Source organism: Amycolatopsis sp. NPDC049159, from assembly GCF_040648295.1.
In the GTDB taxonomy this organism is placed as follows: domain Bacteria; phylum Actinomycetota; class Actinomycetes; order Mycobacteriales; family Pseudonocardiaceae; genus Amycolatopsis; species Amycolatopsis pretoriensis_A.
In genome coordinates, this window is record NZ_JBEZDL010000039.1 from 39,811 (window position 1) to 64,218 (window position 24,408).

At 71.7% G+C, this 24,408-nt stretch carries 29 protein-coding genes; 21 read left to right on the plus strand and 8 right to left on the minus strand.

The genetic code is table 11. The features are described 5' to 3' along the window. Positions 1–52 precede the first annotated feature (52 nt). The 13 genes from AB0B33_RS44160 to AB0B33_RS44220 all read left to right on the plus strand — a co-directional run bounded on the left by AB0B33_RS44160 (position 53) and on the right by AB0B33_RS44220 (position 8,394). On the plus strand, positions 53–961 hold the full coding sequence (locus AB0B33_RS44160; protein WP_360783457.1) for an NADP-dependent oxidoreductase: 909 nt from the start codon (positions 53–55) through the stop codon (positions 959–961). Between the two features lie 61 nt (positions 962–1,022). After that, positions 1,023–2,252 (plus strand): MurT ligase domain-containing protein, encoded by a 1,230-nt coding sequence (locus AB0B33_RS44165; RefSeq protein WP_247017652.1) that lies wholly within the window; start codon positions 1,023–1,025, stop codon positions 2,250–2,252. Continuing rightward, positions 2,245–2,949, plus strand: coding sequence for a glutamine amidotransferase (locus AB0B33_RS44170; protein WP_247017654.1), 705 nt, complete (start codon positions 2,245–2,247; stop codon positions 2,947–2,949). The genes AB0B33_RS44165 and AB0B33_RS44170 overlap by 8 nt, the downstream gene beginning before the upstream one ends. Before the next feature lie 86 nt (positions 2,950–3,035). Then, a complete protein-coding gene (locus tag AB0B33_RS44175; protein ID WP_360783462.1) occupies positions 3,036–4,424 on the plus strand; it encodes an ATP-binding protein in 1,389 nt (462 codons plus the stop codon). Beyond that, on the plus strand, positions 4,424–5,104 hold the full coding sequence (locus tag AB0B33_RS44180; RefSeq protein ID WP_247017658.1) for a response regulator transcription factor: 681 nt from the start codon (positions 4,424–4,426) through the stop codon (positions 5,102–5,104). The genes AB0B33_RS44175 and AB0B33_RS44180 overlap by 1 nt, the downstream gene beginning before the upstream one ends. Before the next feature lie 301 nt (positions 5,105–5,405). Continuing rightward, complete coding sequence (gene gvpO / locus AB0B33_RS44185; protein WP_360783466.1) at positions 5,406–5,543, plus strand: gas vesicle protein GvpO; 138 nt, start codon at positions 5,406–5,408, stop codon at positions 5,541–5,543. An 8-nt stretch (positions 5,544–5,551) separates the two neighbouring features. Next, a complete protein-coding gene (locus AB0B33_RS44190; protein WP_360783469.1) occupies positions 5,552–5,830 on the plus strand; it encodes a gas vesicle protein in 279 nt (92 codons plus the stop codon). Beyond that, positions 5,827–6,555: a GvpL/GvpF family gas vesicle protein gene (locus AB0B33_RS44195; protein WP_360783471.1), complete on the plus strand. Its 729-nt coding sequence runs from the start codon at positions 5,827–5,829 to the stop codon at positions 6,553–6,555. Before AB0B33_RS44190 ends, AB0B33_RS44195 begins: the two co-directional genes overlap by 4 nt. Continuing rightward, entirely contained in the window at positions 6,548–6,730 is a 183-nt protein-coding gene (gene gvpJ / locus AB0B33_RS44200) for a gas vesicle protein GvpJ (RefSeq protein WP_360783474.1), read from the plus strand. Before AB0B33_RS44195 ends, gvpJ (AB0B33_RS44200) begins: the two co-directional genes overlap by 8 nt. 58 nt (positions 6,731–6,788) lie before the next feature. After that, positions 6,789–6,941: a gas vesicle protein GvpK gene (gene gvpK / locus AB0B33_RS44205; RefSeq protein WP_360783477.1), complete on the plus strand. Its 153-nt coding sequence runs from the start codon at positions 6,789–6,791 to the stop codon at positions 6,939–6,941. Next, positions 6,942–7,247 (plus strand): gas vesicle protein GvpJ, encoded by a 306-nt coding sequence (gene gvpJ / locus AB0B33_RS44210; protein WP_360783480.1) that lies wholly within the window; start codon positions 6,942–6,944, stop codon positions 7,245–7,247. Beyond that, positions 7,244–7,804 (plus strand): GvpL/GvpF family gas vesicle protein, encoded by a 561-nt coding sequence (locus tag AB0B33_RS44215; protein ID WP_360783483.1) that lies wholly within the window; start codon positions 7,244–7,246, stop codon positions 7,802–7,804. Before gvpJ (AB0B33_RS44210) ends, AB0B33_RS44215 begins: the two co-directional genes overlap by 4 nt. Before the next feature lie 74 nt (positions 7,805–7,878). Next, entirely contained in the window at positions 7,879–8,394 is a 516-nt protein-coding gene (locus tag AB0B33_RS44220; protein WP_360783486.1) for an NHL repeat-containing protein, read from the plus strand. Here the strand turns inward: AB0B33_RS44220 and AB0B33_RS44225 are convergent. Genes AB0B33_RS44225 through AB0B33_RS44235 form a run of 3 tightly spaced genes read right to left on the minus strand, consistent with a single transcriptional unit; the run spans position 8,391 to position 9,948 of the window. Next, complete coding sequence (locus tag AB0B33_RS44225) at positions 8,391–8,792, minus strand: CoA-binding protein (RefSeq protein WP_360783489.1); 402 nt, start codon at positions 8,790–8,792, stop codon at positions 8,391–8,393. The genes AB0B33_RS44220 and AB0B33_RS44225 overlap by 4 nt on opposite strands. A 23-nt stretch (positions 8,793–8,815) precedes the next feature. Next, entirely contained in the window at positions 8,816–9,388 is a 573-nt protein-coding gene (locus AB0B33_RS44230; RefSeq protein WP_247017678.1) for a hypothetical protein, read from the minus strand. Positions 9,389–9,444: 56 nt separating this feature from the next. Further along, on the minus strand, positions 9,445–9,948 hold the full coding sequence (locus AB0B33_RS44235) for a VOC family protein (protein ID WP_247017680.1): 504 nt from the start codon (positions 9,946–9,948) through the stop codon (positions 9,445–9,447). A 139-nt stretch (positions 9,949–10,087) separates the two neighbouring features. Here AB0B33_RS44235 and AB0B33_RS44240 point away from each other — a divergent pair, with 139 nt between their 5' ends. Together AB0B33_RS44240 and AB0B33_RS44245 are read left to right on the plus strand one after the other, a co-directional pair. Continuing rightward, complete coding sequence (locus tag AB0B33_RS44240) at positions 10,088–10,879, plus strand: 2-keto-4-pentenoate hydratase (RefSeq protein ID WP_360783493.1); 792 nt, start codon at positions 10,088–10,090, stop codon at positions 10,877–10,879. After that, entirely contained in the window at positions 10,876–11,631 is a 756-nt protein-coding gene (locus tag AB0B33_RS44245; protein WP_247017684.1) for a fumarylacetoacetate hydrolase family protein, read from the plus strand. Before AB0B33_RS44240 ends, AB0B33_RS44245 begins: the two co-directional genes overlap by 4 nt. Positions 11,632–11,633: 2 nt before the next feature. Here AB0B33_RS44245 and AB0B33_RS44250 read toward each other — a convergent pair whose 3' ends face one another. The 4 genes from AB0B33_RS44250 to AB0B33_RS44265 all read right to left on the minus strand — a co-directional run bounded on the left by AB0B33_RS44250 (position 11,634) and on the right by AB0B33_RS44265 (position 16,110). Further along, positions 11,634–12,419, minus strand: a complete 786-nt coding sequence (locus AB0B33_RS44250; protein ID WP_360783495.1) for a hypothetical protein — start codon at positions 12,417–12,419, stop codon at positions 11,634–11,636. Positions 12,420–12,529: 110 nt separating this feature from the next. Continuing rightward, positions 12,530–13,399, minus strand: coding sequence for an alpha/beta hydrolase (locus tag AB0B33_RS44255; RefSeq protein WP_360783498.1), 870 nt, complete (start codon positions 13,397–13,399; stop codon positions 12,530–12,532). Further along, entirely contained in the window at positions 13,396–15,273 is a 1,878-nt protein-coding gene (locus AB0B33_RS44260) for an ABC transporter ATP-binding protein (protein WP_360783547.1), read from the minus strand. Before AB0B33_RS44260 ends, AB0B33_RS44255 begins: the two co-directional genes overlap by 4 nt. Positions 15,274–15,642: 369 nt before the next feature. Continuing rightward, a complete protein-coding gene (locus AB0B33_RS44265) occupies positions 15,643–16,110 on the minus strand; it encodes a DUF1579 family protein (RefSeq protein ID WP_360783501.1) in 468 nt (155 codons plus the stop codon). A gap of 49 nt (positions 16,111–16,159) precedes the next feature. Here AB0B33_RS44265 and AB0B33_RS44270 point away from each other — a divergent pair, with 49 nt between their 5' ends. Continuing rightward, entirely contained in the window at positions 16,160–16,606 is a 447-nt protein-coding gene (locus tag AB0B33_RS44270; RefSeq protein ID WP_360783504.1) for a helix-turn-helix domain-containing protein, read from the plus strand. A gap of 36 nt (positions 16,607–16,642) precedes the next feature. Here AB0B33_RS44270 and AB0B33_RS44275 read toward each other — a convergent pair whose 3' ends face one another. Beyond that, the gene (locus AB0B33_RS44275) at positions 16,643–17,224 is read right to left on the minus strand and encodes a TetR/AcrR family transcriptional regulator (protein ID WP_247017696.1); all 582 of its coding nucleotides are present in this window, start codon (positions 17,222–17,224) and stop codon (positions 16,643–16,645) included. 72 nt (positions 17,225–17,296) lie between these two features. On the opposite strand from AB0B33_RS44275, the gene AB0B33_RS44280 reads away from it, so the two are divergent. From AB0B33_RS44280 to boxB, 5 genes are all read left to right on the plus strand, one after another. Next, on the plus strand, positions 17,297–19,723 hold the full coding sequence (locus AB0B33_RS44280; RefSeq protein ID WP_360783508.1) for a glycoside hydrolase family 3 C-terminal domain-containing protein: 2,427 nt from the start codon (positions 17,297–17,299) through the stop codon (positions 19,721–19,723). A gap of 152 nt (positions 19,724–19,875) precedes the next feature. Continuing rightward, positions 19,876–20,778 carry a GNAT family N-acetyltransferase gene (locus AB0B33_RS44285; protein ID WP_360783512.1) on the plus strand — a complete coding sequence of 301 codons (903 nt, stop codon included), beginning with the start codon at positions 19,876–19,878 and terminating at the stop codon, positions 20,776–20,778. 105 nt (positions 20,779–20,883) lie between these two features. After that, positions 20,884–21,321 (plus strand): hypothetical protein, encoded by a 438-nt coding sequence (locus AB0B33_RS44290; protein ID WP_360783515.1) that lies wholly within the window; start codon positions 20,884–20,886, stop codon positions 21,319–21,321. Positions 21,322–21,353: 32 nt separating this feature from the next. Next, positions 21,354–22,973 carry a 2,3-epoxybenzoyl-CoA dihydrolase gene (boxC, locus tag AB0B33_RS44295; protein WP_360783517.1) on the plus strand — a complete coding sequence of 540 codons (1,620 nt, stop codon included), beginning with the start codon at positions 21,354–21,356 and terminating at the stop codon, positions 22,971–22,973. A 5-nt stretch (positions 22,974–22,978) separates the two neighbouring features. Further along, positions 22,979–24,400 (plus strand): benzoyl-CoA 2,3-epoxidase subunit BoxB, encoded by a 1,422-nt coding sequence (boxB, locus tag AB0B33_RS44300; RefSeq protein WP_360783520.1) that lies wholly within the window; start codon positions 22,979–22,981, stop codon positions 24,398–24,400. Positions 24,401–24,408: the final 8 nt, after the last annotated feature.

The following is a 24,408-nucleotide window of genomic DNA, read 5'->3' on the forward strand; positions in this document are numbered from 1 at the left end:
CATCGGTGTACGGTGATGGGACCAAGTCTCATCACTACCGCTGGAGGTCCCCGTGAGCCGAGCCGTCGTCTACGAAGAGTTCGGTGGTCCCGAAGTCCTGGAGCTGCGCGAGGTGCCGGAACCGCACGCCGGCCCGGACGAAGTGCGCGTCCGCGTCACCGCGGCCGGGCTGAACCCGATGGACTGGGGCCTCGCCGCCCGGCCCGAAGCCGCGGCGCAGTTCGGCATCACGCTGCCGGCGGGCTTCGGGTACGACTTCGCCGGCGTGGTCGACGAGGTCGGGCCCGGCGCCACCGGGTTCGCCCTCGGCGACCGCGTCCACGGCGGCGCGCTCGGGCGGGCCGTCGCCGACTTCGTCGTCATCGAGGTGCCCGGTTCGCTCTTCCCGACGCCGGACGGGATCGGCGACGAAGTGGCGAGCACGCTCCCGGTGGCCGGCTCCTCGGCGGCCGCGGCGCTGGCGGCGATCGGGCTGCGGTCCGGCGACACCGTCCTGATCGGCGGGGCCGCCGGCGGCGTCGGCATCTTCGCCGTCCAGCTCGCGAAGCTCGCCGGTGCCCGGGTGATCGGGACGGCGTCGGAGAGCACGTTCGGCTTCCTGCGCGAACTCGGCGCCGAGCCGGTCACCTACGGCCCCGGGCTGGCGGACCGCGTCCGGGCGCTCGGCGTGACGGCGGCGACGGACCTGTTCGGCACCGAGACGGCCGAGGCCGCGCTGGCCATCGGCGTGCCGCCCGGGCGGATCTCCACGATCGCCGCCGGCCCCACCCCGCCCGGCGGCGTGCGGGCGACCGGAGGCGCCGACGCGGAACCGGGCGAGCTCGCGCGGATCACCACGGCGATCGTCGAGGGGCAGCTCACCGTGCCGATCGCCGCGGTCTTCCCGGTCGAGAAGATCCGCGACGCCGTCGCCCTGCAGGCCGGCCGGCACGTGCACGGCAAGGTCGTCGTCACGCTCTGACGCGAGACGCGGGCCACGGACTCAGGAAACTCACAGCGCCCGCGGGGCACCATCCGCACCGATGACCGTCCGAAACCCCTTCCGCACCCGTGCGTCCGTGGCCGCCGGCCGGCTGACCGCCTGGCTGTCCCGCAGTTCGGGGCTCGGCCGCGGCGGCATGATCGGCGGCCGCGTCACGCTCGCCCTCGACCCGCGGGCACTGGGCCGGCTCGGCCGGGAGCGGACCGTCGTGGTGGTCACCGGCACGAACGGCAAGACGACGACGTCGCTCATGCTCACCCGCGCGCTCGAAGCGCTGGCCGAGGTCGCCGCCAACACGGACGGCTCGAACATGCCCGACGGCGTCCTCGCCGCGCTGGCCGCCCGCCCGGACGCGCCGTACGCGGTCCTCGAAGTCGACGAGGCCCACGTGCCGTGGGTGGCGGAGCAGCTCCAGCCCGCCGTGCTCGTGCTGCTGAACCTCAGCCGAGACCAGCTCGACCGCGTCGGCGAGGTCCGCGCCACCGAACGCGACCTGCGGGCGGCGCTGGCGGAGTTGCCGGGCACGGTGGTCGTCGCGAACTGCGACGACGTCCTCGTGACGTCCGCCGCGACGGCGGCCGCGCGGCCGGTGTGGGTGAGCACCGGGCGGCGCTGGACCGGCGACTCGACGGCGTGCCCGCGCTGCGACGGCCTGGTCGGGTTCCGCGGTAAGGACTGGAGCTGCGGCTGCGGGCTCGCTCGTCCGGAACCCGGCTGGACCCTCGACGGCGACCTCGTCCGCACGCCCGGCGGCCGTGAGGTCGACCTCGACCTGCGGCTGCCGGGGGACGCGAACCGGGCGAACGCGGCGCTCGCGCTGGCCGCGGCGCACCGGCTCGGCGTGCCGCCGCACACCGCGGCCGCCCGGCTGCGGACGATCACCGACATCGGCGGCCGCTACCGCACGATCCGCCGTTCGCGGCACTCCGTGCGGCTGATGCTGGCGAAGAACCCGGCCGGCTGGGTCGAAACGCTGCGCGTGCTGGACGAGGACACGCCGGTGATCGTCGCGGTGAACGCGCAGGAAGCGGACGGGCGCGACCTGTCCTGGCTGTGGGACGTGCACTTCGAGCGGCTGCGCGGGCGCCAGGTGGTGGTCACCGGCGAGCGCGGCGCCGACCTCGCCGTCCGGCTCTGCTACGCCGAAGTCGCGCACTGGATCGAGCCGGACCCGGTGGCCGCGATCGACGGCCTCCCGCCCGGCGCCGTCGAGCTGGTCGCCAACTACACGGCGTTCCGCGACCTGGTCGGGCGGTTGCCCGGTGGCTGAGTCGGTCGTCCACATCGGACTGTTGCTGCCGGAGGTGCTCGGCACCTACGGCGACACCGGCAACGCGCAGGTGCTCTGCCGCCGGTTGCGGTGGCGCGGGTTCGACGCCGAGGTCGTCCCGGTCGGGCTGGGCGAGCCGGTACCGTCCACTTTGGACCTGTACCTGCTCGGCGGCGGCGAGGACGGCGCCCAGGCGCTGGCCGCCGCGCACCTGCGCAGGCACTGGCGGACGCGCTCGAGCGGCGCGGTGGTCTTCGGCGTCTGCGCGGGCCTGCAGGTGCTCGGCACCCGCTTCCGCGGCCTCGACGGCGTCGAGCACGACGGCCTCGGCCTCCTCGACGTCACCACGGAACCGGGAGAGCGGCGCGCGGTGGCGGAGCTGGTGGCGTCGTCGTCGGGACTGCTGCCCGAGCCGCTCACGGGCTTCGAGAACCACCTGGGCGTGAGCAAGCTCGGCGCGGACAGCGAGCCGCTCGGCACGGTGCTGCGCGGCACGGGCAACGGCGACGGGACCGAGGGCGCGGTGACGGACCGGGTGGTGGGGACGTACCTGCACGGCCCGGCCCTGGCCCGCAACCCGGCGCTGGCGGACCTGCTGCTGAGCTGGGTGGCGGGGCACCCGATGCCCCCGCTGGAGCTCCCGGAGGTCGACCGCCTGCGCACGGAACGCCTGACAGCCACCCGCCGACGCCGATGACCGCGGTGCCCCCAGTCCCGCCCGCCGCGGTGGACGTGACCGCGGGGGAACCGCGGGTCGCCGCTCTTCGCGGTTACGCTGCGTTGGTGAAGCTGGGCAGGGTGATCGCCGCGACCGGGGTTCGGATGCGGACCACCGCGGTGGCGGTGCTCGCGCTCGCGCTGGCCATCGCGGCCGCCGGGGTGGTCGTCGTGCTGCTGCTGGAGGAGTCGCTCGACCGCAGCGTCACCGAGAGTGCGCGCAGCACCGGCCGCCAGGTCGCCATCCAGCTCGTCCGCGAAGGCGCGCGCGACCTCAGCGCGAGCGACGTCGCCAGCACCGGGGACACCGAAGCCGTCACCCAGGTCCTCGACGCGCGGGGCGTGCCGATCGCGAGCGACCCCGCCATCGTCGGGCACCCGCCGCTGACCGCGGCCCGGCCGGTCGTCGGGCGCGAGACCATCGAGACGCTGCCGCTCGGGCTCAACGGCGACAGCGACGCCTACCGCGTCGTCTCGCAGGAGGTGAACGGGCCGGGCGGGCCGTTCACCGTCATCTCCGCGCGGTCGCTGGAGCCGGTGACCGAAGCGTCCACGCGCCTCACGCTGCTGCTCGGCCTGATCGCCGTGCCGCTGCTCGCGATCTCCGGCCTCGCCGTCTACCGCGCGGTCGGCTCGGCGCTGCGGCCGGTCGAGCGGATGCGCCGGACCGTCGCGGAGATCTCGACGCGCGACCTCGCCGCGCGCGTGCCGCTGCCGCCCGGCGGGGACGAGGTGCACCGGCTGGCCGTCACGCTCAACGAAATGCTCGGGCGGCTGGCGTCCGCGCAGGCCGCGCAACGCCGGTTCGTCGCCGACGCCAGTCACGAGCTGCGGTCGCCGCTGTCGACGATCAGCACCGCGCTCGACGTCTCCGGGCGGCACCCGGAGAGCACCGGCGACCTGGTGCCGGTGATCGCCCGCGAAACCGCGCGGCTGCGCGAGCTCGTCGACGACCTGCTCATGCTCGCCCGCACCGACGACGCCACCGACCGGCCGCAGCGCACCGAGGTCGACCTCGACGACATCGTCCGCGCCGAAGCCGAGCGGGTCCGCGGCGAAGGCGCGCTCGACGTCGAGGTCCGCGCCGGGCCGGCGAAGGTGCACGGCAGCGAGGCCCAGCTGCGCCGCGCGGTGCGGAACCTGGTCGACAACGCCCGGGGGCACGCGCGGTCGCGCATCCGCGTCAGCAGCGCGGTGCGCGGTGACCTCGCCGTCGTCGAGGTGAGCGACGACGGGCCCGGCGTCGGGGAAGCCGACCGGGAACGGATCTTCGAGCGGTTCGTCCGCCTCGACGCGTCGCGGCAGCGCGGGCACGGCGGCACCGGGCTGGGCCTGCCGATCGTGGCCGGCATCGCGGCCCGCCACGGCGGCCGGGCGCGCTACGCCGACCCCGGCGAACCGGGTGCGCGGTTCGTCATCGAGCTGCCGGTGATCGCCGTGCCGAAGGAGGAGTAGTGCGCCTGCTGATCGTGGAGGACGAGCGCGAGTTCGCGGAGACGCTGCGGCGCGGGCTGGTCGCCGAAGGCTTCACCACCGACGTCGCCCACACCGGCCGGGAAGGGCTCTGGCGGGCGACCGAGCACGTGTACGACGTCGTCGTGCTGGACATCATGCTGCCCGAGCTGTCCGGCTACGAGGTGCTCAAACGCTTGCGGGCGGCGGAAAACTGGACGCCGGTGCTGATGCTCACGGCCAAGGACGGCGAGTACGACGAAGCCGACGCGTTCGACCTCGGCGCCGACGACTACCTGTCGAAGCCGTTTTCCTTCGTCGTGCTCATCGCGCGGCTGCGGGCGTTGCTGCGCCGCGGCGCGCCGGCCCGCCCGGCCGTGCTGGAGGCGGGCGACCTGCGGCTCGACCCGTCCGCGCGCACCGTCCACAGGGGACAGCAGCGGATCGAGCTGACCGCGCGGGAGTTCGGGCTGCTGGAGTTCCTGTTGCGGCGACCGGGAACCGCGCTGACGAAGAACGAGATCCTCAACCACGTCTGGGACGCCCACTACGACGGCGACGAGAACGTCGTCGAGGTCTACATCGGCTACCTGCGGCGCAAGATCGACACGCCGTTCGGCACCCGCACCATCGAGACGGTCCGGGGCGTCGGGTACCGGCTCGTGGACGTTACTCGATCGTAACCTCGCGGGCCGATTCCGCGCATTGGTTCCGCTGGGCGTCCCGGCGCTGCGCCATTTGTCCTTGCGAGTTGCCGCATCCCGCCCATTCGTTCGCGCGAACCGGTGAAAAATACCGTCCCGCAACGCTTCTCGGGGGAGTTGTGCCCGTTGCTACGGTGGGCACCCGACCGCGACCCAGGAAAGCGATGAGTGAATCGCCATAGCCGTTCCTTGCGTCAAACAACAATATTTCGGAGTGTGCCGGGAAATCCGTTTCCCGGTTGCGCGCCGCTGATGCGCCGACGGCGGCTGGTCCGTGCTCGTGGACGTCGTCGAACTGGCCCGGATCCCGGATTCCACCAGCGTGATGGCCACCTGCCGGGTGGACGTCGACGGGACGGGTGAGCTCGGCGCGTGCGAGCGGCTGCGGCGCTTCACCCGCGGCGCCACCGATTTGTGAAAGGAGAGGTGACACGATTGGCCGCTTCGTCCGATTCGCTGGCGGACGTTCTGGAACGCGTACCCGACAAGGGGGTGGTGATAGCCGGCGACATCGGGGTCAGCGTCTTCCACGTCGAATTGCCGACCCTGCGGATCCGGCTCTTCATCGCGTCCGCGCAGACCGCGAAGGAAATGGGCATGGACTGGTGGACCGGTGACCCGTTCTTCGCGCCCAACGCCGCCCGCGCCGAACTCGGGAAAACCGGCACCGAGCCGTTGCTGCCCGAAAGGGAAGAACCGCGGTGAGCACCTCGAACTGGCTGTGCGCGTACGCGATCACGCGCAACCGCCCCGCGCTGGACATCGGGGAATCGCCGCGGTTGATCGGCTACCGCGACCTCGGGGTCGTCGTCGCCGAGGCGGCCCCGGCGCGCTTCGACCGCATCGACACGCTCGACCCGGTCGACGGCGCGCTCGCCGAACTGGCCCGCGAGCACGACGCCGTGGTGCGCGCGGTGTTCCGCCACGAACCCGTGCTGCCGCTGCGGTTCGGCACCGTCCTGGACGGCGAGGCGGCCGCGGTCCGGCTCCTCGAAGCCGGCTACGAGCAGGCACGCACCTGCCTCGACGAGGTCGACGGGCACCGCGAGTGGGGCGTCCGCGTCCGGCACGCCGAGCCCGCCGCGTCCAGCCGCCCGGACGCCACGGGCCTGACCGGGACGCAGTACCTGGTCCGGCGCCGCGAACGGCTCAAGGCGATCCAGCGGGGCCGCGAGGAGGTGCTGGCGGCCACCGGCCGGCTCGGGGAGGCGCTGCGCCGCCACGCCTCCGACAGCATCGGGCGCGCGCGGCCGCACGGGGTGCTGGCCAACACGGCCTACCTCGTGGAAACCGGCCGGGAAGCGGCGTTCCACGCGGAGTTCGAGTGGTTCGCCCGCGAGCTGCGCGCGGTGGGCGCGACGGTCGAGACGTCCGGGCCGTGGCCGCCGTACTCGTTCACCGACGTCGAGCTGGGGGCCGCGGGTGGCTGACGCGGAAGTCGTGCGCCTGAGCGCGGAATCGCCCGCCGAAGCCGTCGCCGACCTGCTCGACCGGGTCGTCCACCGCGGCGCGGTCGTCACCGGGGACGTGATCATCTCGCTCGCCGGTATCGACCTGATCCGCCTCGACCTGCTGCTGCTCGGGCTCGAGGAGGCGCCGGGATGAGCGAACCCGCCCGGCTGCCCGCCGACGCCGGGCGCGGCTGGGGCACCTCGTCGTCACCGTGCTCGACATCCTCCGCGAAGTGCTCGAACGCCAAGCGCTCCGGCGCCTCGACAGCCTCACCCCCGCCCAGGCCGAAGACCTCGGGCAGGCCCTGATCGACCTGGAGCTCCGGTTCGCGGAGATCCGGGCCCTCTTCGACGAAAGGACCTAAGTGACCAGACCGGGGCAGACCGGCGGCGGCCTCGCCGACACGCTGGACATCCTGCTGGACAAGGGACTCGTGATCGACGCGTCGGTGATCGGGATCGAGCTGCCGGCCATCGAGGCCCGGATCGTGATCGCCGGCGTCGACACCTGCATCCGCTACCTCGAAGCGATGCAGCGCCTGCAGGGCACACCCGTGCCCGGGCAGGTCTCGCGAGGACTCGGCCAGACGACCGGGCTGATCCCGCCCCCGCCGCCGACGCCGGCCGTCGCGGTGCCCGTCGACCCGGCCGTCCCCGTCGACCAGCCGTGACGCTGCAGCTCTACGGCGTCGTGCGCGCCGGGCACCCGCGGGCGCCGCGCACGGTGCGCTGGGACGACCTCGCCATGGTCGTCGGCGAACCCGAACCCGACCCGGCGGCGCACCTCGCGGTGGTGTCCGCGCTCGTCGAGGGCGGCCCGGTGCTGCCGGTCCGGTTCGGCACCGTGGCCGAGGACGAAGAGGCCGTCCGCGCCGAGGTGCTCGCCCCGGCCGCCGACGAACACCGCGCCGACCTCGACCGGCTCGACGGCCTGGCCGAGGTGCACGTCTGCCTGCGGTTCACCGAACCCGGGTCGCCGTGGCGTTCGGCGCGTTCGGACGTGCTGCTTTCGGAGGTCGCCGAGCGGGCGCGCGACTCGGTGGCGCTGCCGGCGGGGGAGTCCGCCGACGAGCGGTGGGCGTTCCTCGTCGGGCTGGGCGACCTGCTCGTCGTGCGGGACACCGTCGCCGGGCTCGGGCCGGGCGGCGGTGTCCAGGCCGACTGGCTCGGGCCGCTGCCCGCGTACAGCTTCCTCGATCGGCGGACGTGCTCCCGCTGGAGCTGGTGATCGAGGGCGGAACAGCTGTTGAACACTCTTTTCGGTACTGGTCGTGACCGCCCGCCATCGGCGATCCTGACGCCGTGACCACCAGTGAGCTCGCCGCCATCGGCGGGCCCGGCTCCGGGCCGGGCCGGTTCAGCGCGCCGTCGGGCATCGCGGTCGACGTGCGCGGCCGGCTGTGGGTGGCCGACACCGGCAACGACCGCGTGCAGGCCTTCACCCGCACCGGTGCTCTCGTGCGCGTCATCGCCGGGCGGCTCAAGGCGCCGGAGGGGATCGCGGTCGACGCCGCGGGCAACGTCTACGTCGCCGACACCGGCAACCGCCGGGTCGTGCAGTACACGTGGTGGGGCGGGTTCGTGCGCGGGTTCGGCGACTTCGCCCGGCCCCGCGCGGTCGCGGTGGACCCGGCCGGGCGGCTGCTGGTCGACGACGGCGGGCGCGTCGCGCGGTTCGACACCCGGACCGGCGCGGCGCTGCCCGACGCCGCGGACTGGGTCAGCTCACCGCGCGACAGCGCCGGCGACGGCGCGGGCGGCGTCTGGGTCGTCGACACCGGCAACCACCGGATCGTCCACTTCGGAGCGCCGGCCTAGCTCTTCGAGATCGCGGCCGTCGCGCGGACCACGGCGGTGCAGCGGTTCTCGACGTAGGCGAGCCCGCCTTCCTCGGCGACGCGGCGCGCTTCGGCCGAGACGATGCCCTGCTGCAGCCACAGCGCCTTCGCGCCGATCTCGACGGCCTCCCGCGCGATGCCCGGTGCTTCGGGTGACGGGCGGAAGACGTCGACCAGGTCGACCGGCTCCGGGATGTCCTTCAGCGACCGGTAGACTTTTTCCCCGAGCAGTTCGGTCGCGCTCGGGTGCACCGGGATGATCCGGAAGCCGTGGGCCTGCAGGACCGCCGGGACGCCGTGGGCGGCCTTGGCCGGGTCGCGGCTCAGGCCGACGACGGCGATGGTCTTCGCGCCGGCGAGGATTTCCTCTGCTTTCATACCGGGAGAACGCGCGACGGGCGTCAAAGCTTCCAGAGCCGCAGGCCGCGCACGCGGTAGACCGGCCAGAGCACGTGCCACGGCTTCCGGTGGGCGAAGGTCGCGGCGCACGTCAGGATGTTGCGGGCGGACGTCGTGGCCACCTCGTGGCGGTCCGGCCAGGACTCGCCCTTGGCGCCGACGGCGATCCGGAACACCGTCAGCAGGCCGCGGCCCTGCAGGTCGTACTTCGCGCCGGTGTCCCCGGAGTCCGGCGCGAGTTCGGCGATCTCGGCCCCGAAGGCGCGGGCCGCCTGCGGCGCCACCTCCGCGGGCACCGCGCCGACGCTGCGCGTGATCGCCTTGCCGTGCAGCCGCCGCGCGTACCGGTACACCAGCGAGCGCTCCCACCACGGCAGCAGGCGGTGGTGCGCCAGCAGCGCGGCGCACTCGCCGTGCCCGATGGCGAAGATGCTGGTCAGCTCGTCGTAGCTGCCGTTCGTGGCCGGCTCGTTCAGGTGCAGCCGCACCTCGAACCGGGTGCGCGCGGTGAGCTCGTCGAGCTGCTCACGACGATCGAGCCGCGCCTTCGCGCGGGACAGGGACCAGTCGGACATCGGACCTCCAGCCGTCGCGCACAGGGTATGCGGCGCGCGACGGCGGGAACACGCTTTCAGCCGATCTTCTCGCCGTACATCTCGCCGAGCGGGTCGGAGATCAGCTCGACGCGCGCACCGTCCGGATCGGACAGGTAGATGGAGGTTTCGCTCTCCAGCAGGTACTGCACGCCGGCCTCGTCGAGCTTGTCCTTGATCGCGCTCCACCGATCGGGCGTGACGGACAGGGCCAGGTGGTGCAGTCCACCGAGGACTTCCGCGTACGGGCCGAGGTCCAGGCCGGGCAGGTCGAAGAAGGCGACCGCGTTGCCGTTGCCGACGTCGAAGAAGAAGTGGCTCGAGCCGGGGTAGTCGCGGTTCTCGATCAGCTCGGTGAGCGGGAAGCCGAGGACGTCCTGGTAGAACTCGATGGTCCGCTCGACGTCGCTGGAGATCAGCGCGGTGTGGTGGATGCCGCGCCCGTTCGTCGCCGGGCGGTCGGCGGCCGGGCGCAGGTGGCGCTCGCGCAGCTCGTCGCGGACCTCGGCGAGCTTGGTGACCTCGGCCTGGGTCGGTGCCATGTCCCTCACGTCCCTTCCTGGTGGTGTCCCCGAAGCTACGCCTGATTTATCTCGCGCGCAAGAGGTTGTCTGGCGAGAGTTCCGCTGGGTGGAACACCGCGGCTTGTGCCGGGGGTGCGCGACGGGCAGAGTCCGGGGCGTGGACGTCAGCAAGGTGCAGGAGGCCGCCGCCGTACTGGCGCGGGCCTACGCGACGCGCGAACCGGTCGAGCCGCTGATCAAGCTGTTCCCGGAGGCGACCGTCGAGGACGCGTACCGGATCCAGCAGGAGCAGGTGCGGCACTGGACGTCGGGCGGCGACGCGGTCCGCGGGCACAAGGTCGGCCTCGCCTCGGCGGCGATGCAGCGGCAGATGGGCGTCGACCAGCCCGACTACGGGCACCTCACCGGGAGCATGTTCCACCTGGAGCACCAGCCGATCCCGACGTCGGCGTTCCTGCAGCCGCGCATCGAGCCGGAGATCGCGTTCGTGCTCGGCTCCGCGCTGCGCGGCCCCGGCGTGACGGTGGCGGACGCGGTGCGCGCGGTGGACTTCGTGCTGCCGTCGCTGGAGATCGTCGACTCCCGCATCCGCGACTGGAAGATCTCGCTCTTCGACACGATCGCCGACAACGCCTCCTCCGGCGGCGTGGTGCTGGGCAGCAGCCCGACGGCGCTGGGTGCCGCGGACCTGCGGCTGGCCGGCTGCGTCCTGTACCAGAACGGTTCGGTGGCGGCGACGGGCGCGGGCGGCGCGGTGCTCGGGTCGCCGTTGAACTCGCTGGTGTGGCTGGCGAACACGGTCGGCCCGCTCGGCGTCACGCTGGAGCCGGGGCACGTCGTGCTGCCGGGCTCGATGACCCGGGCCATCCCGGTGTCCCCGGGCGACACGATCGTCGCGACCATCGCCGGCCTCGGCAGTGTCACCGCGGTCTTCTCGGAGGAATCATGAACGTGCGCGAAGCGGCCGCGGCGCTGCTGGGGACGGTCGCGGAGCGCTCGCCGCTCTCGGAGGAGTGGCCGGGCCTCGACGTCGACACGGCGTACGCGATCCAGGACGAGGCCCTGCGCCAGCGCCGCGCCCGCGGCGAAACGCTGATCGGCGTGAAGCTGGGCCTGACTTCGCGGGCGAAGCAGGAGCGGATGGGCATCGATTCGCCGCTGCTGGCTTGGCTCACCGATGCGATGGTGTTGCCCGCGGGGGTGCCGGTGCCTTCGCTGATCCACCCGCGTGCCGAGCCGGAGCTGGTCTTCGTGCTGGGTCGCCGGCTGGCCGGTCCCGGCGTGACGGCGGCGACGGCGTTGGCCGCGGTCGACCGCGTGTACGGCGGTGTCGAGGTGATCGACAGCCGGTATGCGGACTACCGCTTCACGCTCCCGGACGCGGTGGCGGACAACGGTTCTTCGGCGTACTTCAGCGTGGGCCCGGTGGGGGTTCCGCCTGCTTCGCTGGATCTGTCGTTGGAGGCGACGCTGCTGGAGGTCGACGGCCAGATCGTCGACACGGCGACGGGCGCGGCGGTCCAGGGCCACCCGGCGGAGGCCCTCGCGCTGGCCGCGAACTCGTTGGCGGCCCGTGGATTGGCGTTGGAGCCGGGGTGGCTGGTGCTGACCGGCGGGATGACGGACGCGGTCCCGCTTCGGCGGGGGTCTCGCGTGGCGGCGCACTTCTCGCACCTGGGTTCGGTCACGCTGTCGGCTTGAGGTCACGGGCAGTGGGCTTCGCGTTTGAAGAGACCCTTGGTGCACGGTGAGGTGATGCCGTCCGCCGGGATGACGTAGTGATCCGACACGCCGAGCCCGTCGAGGCCGGTGTACCCGATCAGCCCGGGAGCGGCCTCCGGGTCGACGATGACTCCGTGCCGTCCGTCGTAGCGGATTCCCAGGTCCAGGAAGACGTTGGCCAGCTTGGCCGCTTGGGTGCCGGTGGGGCCGAAGAAGTCGCGGTAGGCGAGGAAGCCGGAGGTCGACACCTGCTGGCCGGTCCGCAGTTCCGCCTTCGAGCTGACGCCCAAGGTGGGACCTTCGTAGGTCACGAGCCCGAAGTTTTCGACACACTTCCCGTCGCCGGCGTCGAGGTAGCCGGCGACCCGATCGTCGTCGAGCTGAACCGGCTGGAAGCGGTAGCTGACCTTGTAGGCGAAGTTCGGCGTGGAGTTGGCGACCTTGATCGTCAACGGGATGTAGAGGTCCCGCTGGGGGTCGACCTCGCAGCCGGTCGGGAGCGGCCCGGGTGCCTGACCGGCCGGGATCGGCGCGCCCAAGGTGAGTTCGACGTCCTCGGTGAAGCCGTCTCCTTTGCCGTCGCGCGCCTTGAACTTGTACGTCGCCGCGGCGCCGTACTCGGTCTTGGCCGGCGGTGCGGCGGGCGGTGCGGCGACGACGCTGCTGGTGGTGGGCGGGTTCTCGGGGGAATTCCGCGGCGCCTCCCCACATGCCGGCAAGCTCAGCACGGCCGAAAGCGCGGCGACCACCGCCAGGCGAGCACGCATGATGTTCCCTTCGACGAGGACCGTGTTCCGAGCGCCAGAGTCGGGACCTCACGCGTGGTGGTTACGGCGGGCACCGGGCCGGAACGAAACCGTGACTGACCTGGGCTCGGTCACGCCGGCCGGTCGAGCGCGATTCGCTCGATGCCGCGGATGACGCGGGGCCAGACGGCTCGCGGGAGGTCGTGGCCCATGCCCGGGACGATGTCGAGGGCGGCGCCGGGGATGGCGCGGGCCGTGGCTCGGCCGCCCGAGACGTGGACCAACGGGTCGCGGGCGCCGTGCACCACCAGGGCCGGGAGCTTCGTTCGGCGCAGCCCGGGGGCGCGGTCGCGGTCGGCCATGATCGCCGCCAGCTGGCGGAGGGCGCCGCCTGGGGGGAGACCGCGGTCGTACGTGCGCTCGGCTCGGTTGCGCATTCGGGCTTCGTCGAACGGGTAGGCCGGTGAGCCGATCAGGCGGAACGTGCGCATCAGCGTCTCGACGTAGCTTTCACGGTCCTTCGGGGGTGCGGTGAGCAGCACCGGCAGGGCGCGGGCGCTCGGCCGGCCGACGAACCGGCCGCCGGTGCTGGACATGATCGACGTCAGCGACAGCACTCGCGAAGGGTGGCGGATGGCCAGGGTCTGGGCGATCATCCCGCCCATCGAGGCGCCGACGACGTGGGCGGCCGGGATGCCCAGCTCCGTGAGCAGGCCCGCGGCGTCGTCGGCCATGTCGGCCAGCGTGTACGGGGACCGGCGGAGCAGGTACGCCTGCGCGAGGTCGGCCCGGCCGTGGAGGCGGGTCGAGCGTCCGGCGTCGCGGTTGTCGAAGCGGATCACGTGGAAGCCCCGGGCGGCCAGGGTTTCGCAGAACTCCTCGTCCCACCAGATCATCGGGGCGGCCAAGCCCATGATGAGCAGGAGGGGCCGGCCTGCCCGGTCGCCGAAGGATTCGTGGCAGAGCTCGATGCCGTTGACGCGGGCCAGCTGCTCGGTCATCGGGCCTCCGCCGTTTCGGTGCCGTTGCGGTACGCGCGGGCCTGGATCTCGTACAGCTCGTGGTAGACGCCGCCCGCGCGGATCAGGTCGGCGTGCGTGCCCTCCTCGATCAGTCTGCCCTTCTCCAGGACCAGGATGCGGTCCGCCGAGCGGATGTTGGCCAGGCGGTGGGTGACCAGGACCGTGGTGCGGCGGCCCCGGTGCGACGTGCTCGCGTGCTGGAGCCCGGCGAACACCCGGGCTTCGGCGCGGGCGTCGAGCGCCGCCGTCGGTTCGTCGGCGACCAGGACCGAGGCGTCGCGGTAGATGCCGCGGGCGATGCCCATGCGCTGCCACTGGCCGCCGGACAGGTCGTGGCCTTCGTCGAACTTCTTGGACAGCATCGTGTTCTCGCCCGCGGGCAGGGAGGCGATCACCTCGTCCGCGCCCGAGTAGTCCACTGCTTCGCGCCACGCGCGGCGATCGGGGTCCGCGCGGCCGAGGCGGCCGACCGTGATGTTGTTCGCCGCCGTCATCGGCCACTCCGCCGGTTCCTGGGCGATCACCGCGATGTTCGCGTGCACCGACGCCGGGTCGGCCCCGGCCAGGTCGACGTCGTCCCAGTGGACGGTGCCCTCGTCCGGCGGGTACAGCCCGGTGAGGAGCTTGCCCAGCGTGGTCTTGCCCGAGCCGTTCTCGCCGACCAGCGCGACCACCTCGCCGCGCCGGATGGTCAGCGAGATGTCCCGCAGGGCCGGGGTTTCGCGGCCCGGGTAGGTGAACGTGATGCCCGCCAGCCGGATCTCGCCCGGGTCGGCCGGCGCGGTCAGCGACGTCTCCGGTGGCCGCCGTTTCACCGATTCGACGAGCAGCTGGTTGTAGAACCCGATGTAGAACGAGTCCTCGTACAGCGAATTGACCGCGCGCATGGTGTTGGACAGCGCCGTCGACGCCGTGCGCATCGCCAGCACCGCCGTGCCGGCCAGCGCCAGCTCCATTCCGCCGGTGTAGAGCAGCCAGCCGAGGACCAGGTACGCCGCCGCCGTGCCCAGCCCGGCCGCCGCCCGGCCGGTGGTGCGCACCAGGTTGCTGCGGTGCGCCAGCCGGATCTCTTCGCGCGCGAGGCTGCGCGAGATGCGCCGGTACTCGCCGAGCAGCGGCTCCTGCAGCGTCAGCGCGTGCCGTTCGAGGGCCATCGTCCGCCAGGTGGCGACCTCCTCGACGACCGACTTGCGGATGTTGCGCCCGACCGTGTCGAGGAAGTGCCGGTAGTTCAGCTTCGCCACGCGCGCGGCGGCCCAGCCGTCGGCCGCCGCGGCGAGCAGCAGCACCGGCGCGAGCCACGGGTTCAGCAGCCCGGCCGTGAGCATCGCCGCCGCGAGCGAGATCACCGACGACGTCAGGTCGGCCAGCCGGCGCAGGCTCGTCTCGATGGCCCGGACGCCGAACCGCGCGCCTTGGCGCGCCAGCTCGCGGAAGTCCGCGTCCTCGAACGCGATCAGCCCGACGCGCACCACCGACGCCGTCACCGCGTCGTCCGCCGCCGCGGTGACGCGCGGCCGCAGCGCACCCTCGACGGCGGCGACCGCCGCGTCCAGCGCCGCGCGCGCCGCGTACGACCCCGTGACGACCGCGAGCGCGGGCAGCGACTGCAGCACCCGGTCCGGTGTCGGGCCCTGTTCGAGCAGCGCGGTGAAGACGTTCGCGGTGGCGAGCAGCCCGAACGCCGTGACGCAGCCCGAAACGACGTGCACGAACGCGGCCAGCAGCGTCAGCCTCGGCGAAGTCCGCCACGCCAGCCGCAGCACGACGGAGATCGCGGCCGGCAGCGCGCGCACGGCTTGGCCGAAACCCGCGTTGGCCACGCGCTCGTCGACGCGGGCCCACTCGGGCATCTTGACGTTCTCGACCCCGATCAGCGGGGGCGAGTCCGTCGGCTGCGGTTCGGTGTTTCCGGGCACGTGTTCATCTGTACTCCGGGGGTCCGACAATTCCGGGAGTCCGCTGCGTGCGAGCCCGGGTGCGGTCGGTGACCGGGGCTGGGCCGTTCGGGTGAAAGTAATCGTTTTCCCTGGGCCTTTGGCGCCATTGGGGGACACACTCGCTGCACAGCTCGAAAGTGCGCAACACCGAATAACTAATCGTTGTTGTGAAATAGCGCGCCGCGGGACCGTCCAGGGTCGACAGGTCCGCGGATGCGCTGGCACAGACCGGAAACGGGTGACGTCCTCGTGCCAGGGGGGAGGGGCGTCACCCGTTTCCGCCTACTCTTCGACGCGGCTGTAGTGCGCACGCAGGAATGGGCTGAAATCGCGGTCTTCGCCCATCTTGACGTCGATTTCGTGCGTCAAGGTGTCCCCGGCCGGGGTGAGCCGGTGGCGGGCCACCCCGCGGGTGGTCTTCTTCTCCAGGGTCAGCGTGGCGCCGGACCAGCTGCCGCGGGCGGGCGAGTCGGGTGGGAAGCCGTAGCTGTCGAAGCCGTACCAAAGCGTCTCACCGGTGCCCGGGTCGGCGGTGAAGACGTTGTGCCCGAGGAATTCGGATCCGTCGTCGCGGCGCTGGCGGTAGTGCTGGATCAGCGCGAACCCGTTGAGGGCCAAGCGGTATCCGCACTCGGCGTGCGCGGTCGAGGCGGGTGCCCACGGTGCCGCGGCGAGCTCTTCGGTGCCGGTCCAGTCGCCGACGAAGGCTTTCAGCGCGTCGTGGGCGGGGCCGAGGGTGGGCATGTCCATGGTCGTCTCCATTTCGACAGTTACCTGTCGTTGTGCGAGACTAGCACGCATGCGGTCTCCCAGAGCTGAGACGTTCACCCGCGTGATCGACGCGGTTTTCGCGTGCAACGGCGGCTTCCTCGCGGCGGGCGACGCGCTCACCGAGCCGGTCGGCCTGACGGCGGCGCAGTGGCAGGTGCTCGGCTTCCTGGAGGACGGCCCGGCGACGGCCGCGGACGTCGCCCGGCGGCGGGGGCTGCGCCGGCAGAGCGTGCAGGAGACGGTGAACCGCCTGCTGCGCAACGGAATGCTCGACCGGCTGCCGAACCCGGCGGACGCGCGGGCGCCGCTGTTGTCGTTGACGCGCCGGGCGAAGGACGCGATGTGGGAGCTGGGGCGCGCGCAGGTCGAGTGGGCGGAGGGCCTGGCGGCGGAGGTGTCGCAGGAGGACCTGGAGACGACGCTGCGCACGTTGCGGCGCCTGCGGGAGCTGGCGGCCCAGCCGCGGTTGCTGTGACCGGAGGGATGGCGGGCCGCGGCTGGGGCGAGCAGGTCAGTCCGGCTTGATGCCCAGCATCGTCAGGAACGTGCGGAAGCCGGTGGACATGTCGACCTCCGCCGGGTCCAGCAGCCACTGCAACTGCAGGCCGTCGAGGACGGCGATGGCGATCGGGGCCAGCTGTTCCGGCGTCGTGCCCGGCGGGAGCTCGTCGCGGTGGCGTTCCAGCATCTGCGTCATGCCTGCCCGGACGCGGGTGTAGCGGTCGTGGAAGTACTCGCGCGCCGGGTGGTCCTCGGTGACGCTGTCCGCCGACAGCACCGTGTACGTCTGGACGATGCCCGGGCGCGTGGCGTTGTAGTCGACCAGGTCGGCCAGCTGGTTGACCGTCATCGCCGACTCGTCGCCCGGCGGGGCGTGGCCGAAGTGGAGCAGATCCCACTCGTCGCGGGTCTCCAGTACGGCCGTGAGCAGGTCTTCCTTCGTCGGGAAGTAGTGCATCAGCCCCTGTTGGGTCAGGCCGACGCGCTCGGCGACCGCGGCCAGTGAGGTGCCGCGGTAGCCGCGTTCGGCGATCACCTCGAAGGCCGCTCGGACGATGCTCGCGCGGCGGTCGGCTCCCCTGGCCCGGGTCATGATCCCGAGCCTACGGGACGGGCTGTCACGGAACCATAACTTTCACTACTCACCGCCAGGTAGAGTGTGCTCATGAGCTTCGACGTCGACGCGCTGCTGGCCGAGCTCGACCTGGACGCCAAGGCGAGCCTGCTCTCCGGGCAGGACGTCTGGAGCCTGCCCGCCCTGCCGGACATCGGCCTGGACTCCCTCGTCCTCTCCGACGGCCCGGTCGGCGTCCGCGGGGTCCGCTGGAGCCAGGACGACCCCTCCGTGACGCTCCCCAGCCCGACCGCGCTCGCCGCGAGCTGGGACCCGCGGCTCGCCGTGCGCGTCGGCCGCCTGCTCGCGCAGGAAGCCCGCCGCAAGGGCGTGCACGTGCTGCTCGCCCCGACGGTCAACCTCCAGCGCTCACCGCTGGGCGGCCGCCACTTCGAGTGCTACTCGGAAGATCCCCTCCTCACCGGGATGATCGGCGCCGGCTACGTCACCGGCGTGCAGGACGGCGGAGTCGGCGTGACGGTCAAGCACTTCGTCGCCAACGACTTCGAGACCGAGCGCTTCACCGCCGACGTCCACGTCGCCGAACGCGCGCTGCGCGAGCTCTACCTCGCACCCTTCGAACTCATCGTGAAGCGCGCGAAGCCGTGGGGGATCATGGCCGCTTACAACAGCGTCAACGGCACCACGATGACCCAGCACGCCGAACTGCTCGACGGCGTGCTGCGCGGCGAATGGGGTTTCGACGGCTTCGTCGTTTCCGACTGGCTGGCCGCGCGCGACACCGTCGCCTCCGCCAACGGCGGCCTCGACGTCGCGATGCCCGGCCCCCGGACGGTTTTCGGCGCGCGGCTCGCGGAAGCCGTGCGCGGCGGCGAAGTCGACGAGAGCGTCGTCGACGACATGGTCCGCCGCGTGCTCCTGCTCGCCCACCGGACCGGCGCGCTCGGCGGGACCCCCGAGCCGCTCCATTCCCCTGTGGACGGTGACGCGATCGCGCGCGAGGTCGCGCACCGGTCTTTCGTGTTGCTCAGCAACGAAACCGGCGTGCTCCCGCTGCGTGAGCCGCGCAGCGTCGCGCTCATCGGCGCGCTGGCCGCGGACCCCAAGATCCTCGGCGGCGGCAGCGCCACCGTGTTCCCCGATCACGTCGTCTCCCCTCTGGGCGGCCTCCGCAAGGCCGTTCCCCCGGGCACCGACCTGGCGTTCGCCACCGGTGCCGATCCGCGAACGACGCTACCGCCGGCCACCGACAATTTCCGGCTCCGCGCCCTCGCCCAAGCCGCGGATGGCACCCGATTGGCTGAATTCCCGCTCAGGGAAGCCAAAATCGCGTGGATCGGTGAACTGCCGGACGGGCTCGACCTGAACACCCTCGCGTCGGTCGAGATCACCGGCACCTACCTGCCGGAGCGCAGCGGCACGCACACCTTCGCCGTCACCGGGCCCGGCGACCTCCGCCTCGCCGTCGCCGGCCAGACGCTCTTCGACGGCGTGAACCTGCCGCCCGGCGGGGACGTCTTCACCTCGATCATGCAGGTCAACGAGCAGCGCCGCGAGATCGACCTGACCGCGGGCGAACTCGTCGACGTCAGCCTGACGTACTGGATCCCGTCCGAGATGGCGGAGTTCGCCCGGGGCAGCTTCGCCTGGGTGACCTTCGCGCTCGGCCACCGCGGCCCGGTGCCCGACCCGGACGCCGCGCTCGAGGAAGCCGTTGCGCTGGCGGGGAAGTCGGACGTCGCGGTCGTCGTGGTCGGCACCACCGCCGAGGTCGAGAGCGAGGGCTACGACCGGGCTTCCCTGTCCCTGCCGGGCCGCCAGGACGAGCTGGTCGCCCGGGTCGCCGAGGTCAACCCGAACACCGTGGTCGTCGTCAACGCCGGCGCCCCGGTCGAGCTGCCGTGGCGCGCCGACGTCGCCGCGGTGCTGCTCACCTGGTTCCCCGGCCAGGCCGGCGGCGACGCGCTCGCCGACGTCCTCTTCGGCATCGAGGAACCCGGCGGGCGCTTGCCGACGACGTGGCCGGCGAAGCTCGAAGACGCGCCGGTCACCGACGTGACCCCGCGGGAAGGCGTCCTCGAATACGGCGAAGGCGTCCACATCGGCTACAGCGCCTGGGCCCGCGGCGGCGGACAGCCCGCCTACTGGTTCGGCCACGGCCAGGGCTACACGACCTGGGCGTACGAGGAGCTCGACGGCTACCCGGACGAAGAAGGCGGGGCCCGCGTCCGGGTCCGCGTGCGCAACACGGGGAAGCGGCGGGGCCGCGAGGTCGTCCAGCTCTACCTGGCCCCGACCGAGCGCGGCGACCGGCCGCACCGCTGGCTCGCGGGGTTCGCGAGCGTCGAGGCGGGGCCCGGCGAATCCGTCGAGACCGACGTCGTCGTCCCGCCGAGGTCCGCCGAGGTCTGGCGGGACGGCTGGCAGCACATCGCGGGCGAGTACGTCCTGGAGGCGTCGCACTCCTACGCCGAACCGCGGCTGAGCACGCGGATCGTCCTCCAGAAAATACGTTGATCGCCGCCGAGGGCACCCCTATGCTGCGCGGAGCACCCTTGACCAGCGAAAGGAGGTGGGTCCGATGATCACCCAATCGATCACGCGCTCCCACCTCGGTTCGAGGGTGCCGGGTCTGTAGACCGGGAGCGCGTACTCCTGGAAGGACCTTCATGACCGAACTGGTCGTGCGCCCGCTCGAAGCGGGCGAAGAAACACTCTTCACCTCCCTGCCCGACCGCGGCCTCGTCGGCCGCACGCTGCTCGGCAACGACTTCGTCGAGATGGCGAAGCAGGGCGAATACCGGCCCGAATGGACCTGGGTCGCGCTGCGCGACGACGTCGTCGTGGCGCGGGCCGCCTGGTGGGCCAAGCCCGGCGACGAGGAACCGATCGCGCTGGACTGGTTCGACTTCACCGACTTCGACGCGGGCGTCCACCTGCTCAAGACGGCGCCGCTGCGCGCGGAGTACGCGCTGACCACGCCGCCTTCGTGGCAGGACGACCCGGACGTCGCCCACGAGGTGACCGTGCGCGTCGAGGCGGCCGAGCGGGCGGGCTACCGCAAGCTCGTCGAGCGCTACCGGTTCTGCTGGACGCCGGAAAACGGCCTCCCCGAAAAAACCGGCCGGCTCGAGTTCCGGCCCGAGCCGGACGACGACGTCATCCTCGAGGTCTTCAAGCGCGTGCACGTCGGCAGCCTCGACGCGCACGTCCGGAAGACGGTCGAGGAGCACGGGCTCGACGCCGCGGCCCAGGAAGACCTCGACATCATGAAGTGGATGCCGGCCCCGCGGGACTGGTGGCGGGTGGCGTACACGCCCGAAGGCGAGCTCGTCGGGCTCAGCCTGCCGACCCGCAACGTCTACGACCCGGTGATCGGCTACATCGCCGTCGTGCCCGAGCACCGCGGAAACGGCTACGCGTACGACCTGCTGGTCGAGGCCACGCACGAGCTCGTCGGGCACGGTGCCGACCGGATCGTCGCGGGCACCGACGTCGGCAACGTCCCGATGGCCAAGGCCTTCGCGAAGGCCGGCTACCCGGTGACGCAGCACCGCATCGACCTGGCCTGAGGCGGAGCTTTCATAGGGAAAGTGCCGTCTCGGCACTTTCCCTATGAAAGTGGCGGCGGTACGCTCGCTAGAGCGATCTATCAAATCGGCTACAGGGGGCCCGGGATGGACGTTCTGCAGGAAAAGGGGCTGACGCCGCTTCGCGTGATCCTTAGCTTTTCGCTGGTCAGCACGACAATCCACTACGCGCACAACGCCATCCGCGTCGCGGACTACCCGCAACTGCCGGGTGTTCCGACGATGGTCGCGGGGATCGTCGTCGCCTTCGCTTGGGTGTTGTTCACGGTGTTCGGCTGGCTCGGCTACCGCGCGTACCGGGAGGGGCGGTACCCGCGGGCGCTGGCGTTCCTGCTGGTCTATTCGCTGGCCGGGATGATCACGCTGGGCCACTTCCTGACGGGCGTACCGCAGATCCCCGCGTTCTACTTCGCGACGATCTTCACGGATGCCGCAGCGGGACTCGCGTTGTGGGTCTTCGTCACCTGGGCGTGGTCGGCGCTCAACCGGGTGACGTCGCGAGATCAAGTTTCTACACAATATTGACGTTCGTCGGAACTATGTAGACACTCGGACGAGTGACCACCACCACACCGGTTGCTTTCGACCGCCGTCCGGACGAGTACCGCCACTGGCGCCTCCACCTCGACGGGGAGGTGGCCTGGCTGGAGCTGGACGTCGACGAACAGGGCGGGCTCGTCCCGGGGTACGAGCTCAAGCTCAACTCCTACGACCTCGGCGTCGACATCGAGCTGTACGACGCCACCCAGCGGCTGCGGTTCGAGCACCCCGAGGTTCGCGTGGTGGTGGTGACGAGCGCGAAGGACAAGGTCTTCTGCGCCGGCGCGAACATCCGGATGCTCGCCGCGTCCGAGCACCACTGGAAGGTGAACTTCTGCAAGTTCACCAACGAGACCCGCAACGGCATGGAGGACGCCACCGCGCACTCCGGCCAGACCTACGTGGCCGCGGTCAACGGCACCTGCGCCGGCGGTGGCTACGAAATCGCGCTGGCCTGCGAAAAGATCCTCCTGATCGACGACAACTCCTCGACCGTCGCGCTACCGGAGGTGCCGCTGCTCGGCGTGCTGCCCGGCACCGGCGGTCTGACCCGGGTCGTCGACAAGCGACGGGTGCGCAAGGACCTCGCCGACGTCTTCGCCACGCGCCCGGACGGCGTCAAGGGCAAGACCGCGGTCGACTGGCGGCTGGTCGACGAACTCGTGCCGCGCCAGGGGTTCCGCGAAGCCGTGGAGAAGCGGGCCCGGGAAATCGCGCGCGAATCCGACCGGACCGGCGAAGGCGGCATCGAGCTGACCCCGCTGGAACATCGCTATGTCGACATAGAGGTGGCCGAAGACCAGGTCACGATCACCGTCAAGGGCCCCGAAAACGACCCCGGCGACCTGCACGAAGAGGGCGCGAACGGCTGGTTCCTCGCGATGACCCGCGAGCTGGACGACGCCATCCTGCGGCTGCGCACCAACGAGGTCGAAGCCGGCACGTGGATCCTCAAGACCGTCGGCGACCCGGAGAAGGTGCTCGCGCACGAACGGGCCGTCCTCGGCGCGAAGGACTGGCTGGGCAACGAGATCACGCACTACTTCAAGCGCACGCTCAAGCGCCTCGACGTCACCAGCCGCACGCTGATCGCGCTGATCGAGCCCGGCAGCTGCTTCGCCGGCTCCCTGCTGGAACTCGCGCTCGCCGCGGACCGCCAGTACCTCCTCGACGGCCCGCCGATCGACGACGAAGACTCCGACGAACGCGCCACGATCAGGCTCAGCGAAGCCAACTTCGGCCCGTTCCCGATGGGCAACGGCCTGACCCGCCTGCAGACGCGCTTCTACGGCGACGAAGACCACCTCGCCTGGCTCGCGCGCGAGAAGGACCACGTGCTGAGCGCGGCCGAAGCCGTCGAGCTCGGCCTGGTGACCGACGCCCCGGACGACCTCGACTGGGAGGACGAGATCCGGATCGCGCTCGAAGGCCGGGCGTCGCTGTCCCCGGACGCCCTCACCGGGATGGAGGCCAACCACCGGTTCGTCGGTCCCGAGACCATCGAGACCAAGATCTTCGGCCGGCTGGCGGCTTGGCAGAACTGGATTTTCACCCGGCCGAACGCATCCGGGCCCGAAGGCGCGCTGCGCCGATACGGTACGGGGCAGAAGGCCGTCTTCGACAGGAAGCGGGTCTAGCGCAGATGCCCGAGAAGATCGACTACGACGCCAAGATCCCCAACAACGTCAACCTCTCCGAGGACCGGCGCCTGCAGCGCGCGCTGGAGGGCTGGCAGCCGAAGTTCATGCACTGGTGGGGCGAGATGGGCCCGACGCTGGAGACCCAGGGCGTCTACCTGCGCACCGCCGTCAGCGTCGGCCGCGATGGCTGGGCGCACTTCGACCACGTCAACGTGCCCGACTACCGCTGGGGCATCTTCCTCGCCGAGCGCGACCCGGACCGGCGGATCGCGTTCGGGGAGCACCAGGGCGAGCCGGTCTGGCAGCAGGTGCCCGGCGAGTACCGCGCCGACCTGCAGCGGCTGATCGTCATCCAGGGCGACACCGAACCGGCGTCGGTCGAACAGCAGAAGCTCCTCGGGCTCACCGCGCCGAGCCTCTACGACCTGCGCAACCTCTTCCAGGTCAACGTCGAAGAGGGCAGGCACCTGTGGGCGATGGTCTACCTGCTGCACGCCTACTTCGGCCGCGAAGGCCGGGACGAGGCCGAAGGGCTGCTGCTGCGCAACTCCGGCAGCCCGGACGCGCCCCGCATCCTCGGTGCGTTCAACGAGGAAACCGCCGACTGGCTGGCGTTCTACATGTTCACGTACTTCACCGACCGCGACGGGAAGTACCAGCTCGGCACGCTCAAGGAGTCCTCCTTCGACCCGCTCTCGCGCACCTGCGAGTTCATGCTGAAGGAAGAGGCGCACCACATGATGGTCGGCACCACCGGCGTCGACCGCGTGGTGATCCGCAGCGCCGAGCTGATCCGCGAGCACGACACGCTCGACATCGGCCCGCACGGCGGCATCCCGCTGGAGCTGATCCAGAAGTACATCAACTTCCACTACACCGTCTCGCTCGACCTCTTCGGCAGCGAGACCTCGACGAACGCGGCGAACTACTACACCGCCGGGCTCAAGGGCCGCTGGCAGGAGACACGCCGCAAGGACGACCACAAGCTCACCGACGACGCCCGCAGGCTGGAGAAACCGGCAGGCGACGGCACCTGGACGTCGGAGGAGCTGCAGGCGATCCTGCTGCTCAACCTCGACCTGCGCAGCGAGTACGTCGCCGACTGCCAGACCGGCGTCAAGCGCTGGAACAAGATCCTCGCGGACGCCGGAATCGACTTCGCGTTCCGCCTGCCGCACCCTGGCTTCAACCGCGAAGTCGGCATAAACTCCGGCCACCACGTCACTCCCGACGGCACCATCGTCGACGAGGCGACCTGGGAAGCCGGCAAACGGAAGTGGCTGCCCACCACCGAGGACCTGACGTTCGTCCGCTCGCTGATGCACCCGGTGTACGAGCGGGGGAAGATCGCGAGCTGGGTCGCGCCGCCGCGGCAGGGCATCAACGGGAAGCCCTTCGACTACGAATACGTCCACCTCACGTAGGAGGCCTG

Excerpts from the sequence above, each read along its gene's own strand:
- AB0B33_RS44275 (WP_247017696.1), bottom strand. The coding sequence starts at position 17,224 with ATGACCCGGGCCAGGGGAGCCGACCGCCGCGCGAGCATCGTCCGAGCG.
- AB0B33_RS44280 (WP_360783508.1), top strand. The coding sequence starts at position 17,297 with ATGAGCTTCGACGTCGACGCGCTGCTGGCCGAGCTCGACCTGGACGCC.
- AB0B33_RS44235 (WP_247017680.1), bottom strand. The coding sequence starts at position 9,948 with ATGGCACCGACCCAGGCCGAGGTCACCAAGCTCGCCGAGGTCCGCGAC.
- boxB (WP_360783520.1), top strand. The coding sequence starts at position 22,979 with ATGCCCGAGAAGATCGACTACGACGCCAAGATCCCCAACAACGTCAAC.
- AB0B33_RS44270 (WP_360783504.1), top strand. The coding sequence starts at position 16,160 with ATGCGGTCTCCCAGAGCTGAGACGTTCACCCGCGTGATCGACGCGGTT.
- AB0B33_RS44250 (WP_360783495.1), bottom strand. The coding sequence starts at position 12,419 with ATGCGTGCTCGCCTGGCGGTGGTCGCCGCGCTTTCGGCCGTGCTGAGC.
- AB0B33_RS44255 (WP_360783498.1), bottom strand. The coding sequence starts at position 13,399 with ATGACCGAGCAGCTGGCCCGCGTCAACGGCATCGAGCTCTGCCACGAA.
- AB0B33_RS44290 (WP_360783515.1), top strand. The coding sequence starts at position 20,884 with ATGGACGTTCTGCAGGAAAAGGGGCTGACGCCGCTTCGCGTGATCCTT.
- AB0B33_RS44165 (WP_247017652.1), top strand. The coding sequence starts at position 1,023 with ATGACCGTCCGAAACCCCTTCCGCACCCGTGCGTCCGTGGCCGCCGGC.
- AB0B33_RS44265 (WP_360783501.1), bottom strand. The coding sequence starts at position 16,110 with ATGGACATGCCCACCCTCGGCCCCGCCCACGACGCGCTGAAAGCCTTC.
- AB0B33_RS44230 (WP_247017678.1), bottom strand. The coding sequence starts at position 9,388 with ATGTCCGACTGGTCCCTGTCCCGCGCGAAGGCGCGGCTCGATCGTCGT.
- AB0B33_RS44225 (WP_360783489.1), bottom strand. The coding sequence starts at position 8,792 with ATGAAAGCAGAGGAAATCCTCGCCGGCGCGAAGACCATCGCCGTCGTC.
- AB0B33_RS44285 (WP_360783512.1), top strand. The coding sequence starts at position 19,876 with ATGACCGAACTGGTCGTGCGCCCGCTCGAAGCGGGCGAAGAAACACTC.
- AB0B33_RS44245 (WP_247017684.1), top strand. The coding sequence starts at position 10,876 with ATGAACGTGCGCGAAGCGGCCGCGGCGCTGCTGGGGACGGTCGCGGAG.
- AB0B33_RS44260 (WP_360783547.1), bottom strand. The coding sequence starts at position 15,273 with ATGCCCGAGTGGGCCCGCGTCGACGAGCGCGTGGCCAACGCGGGTTTC.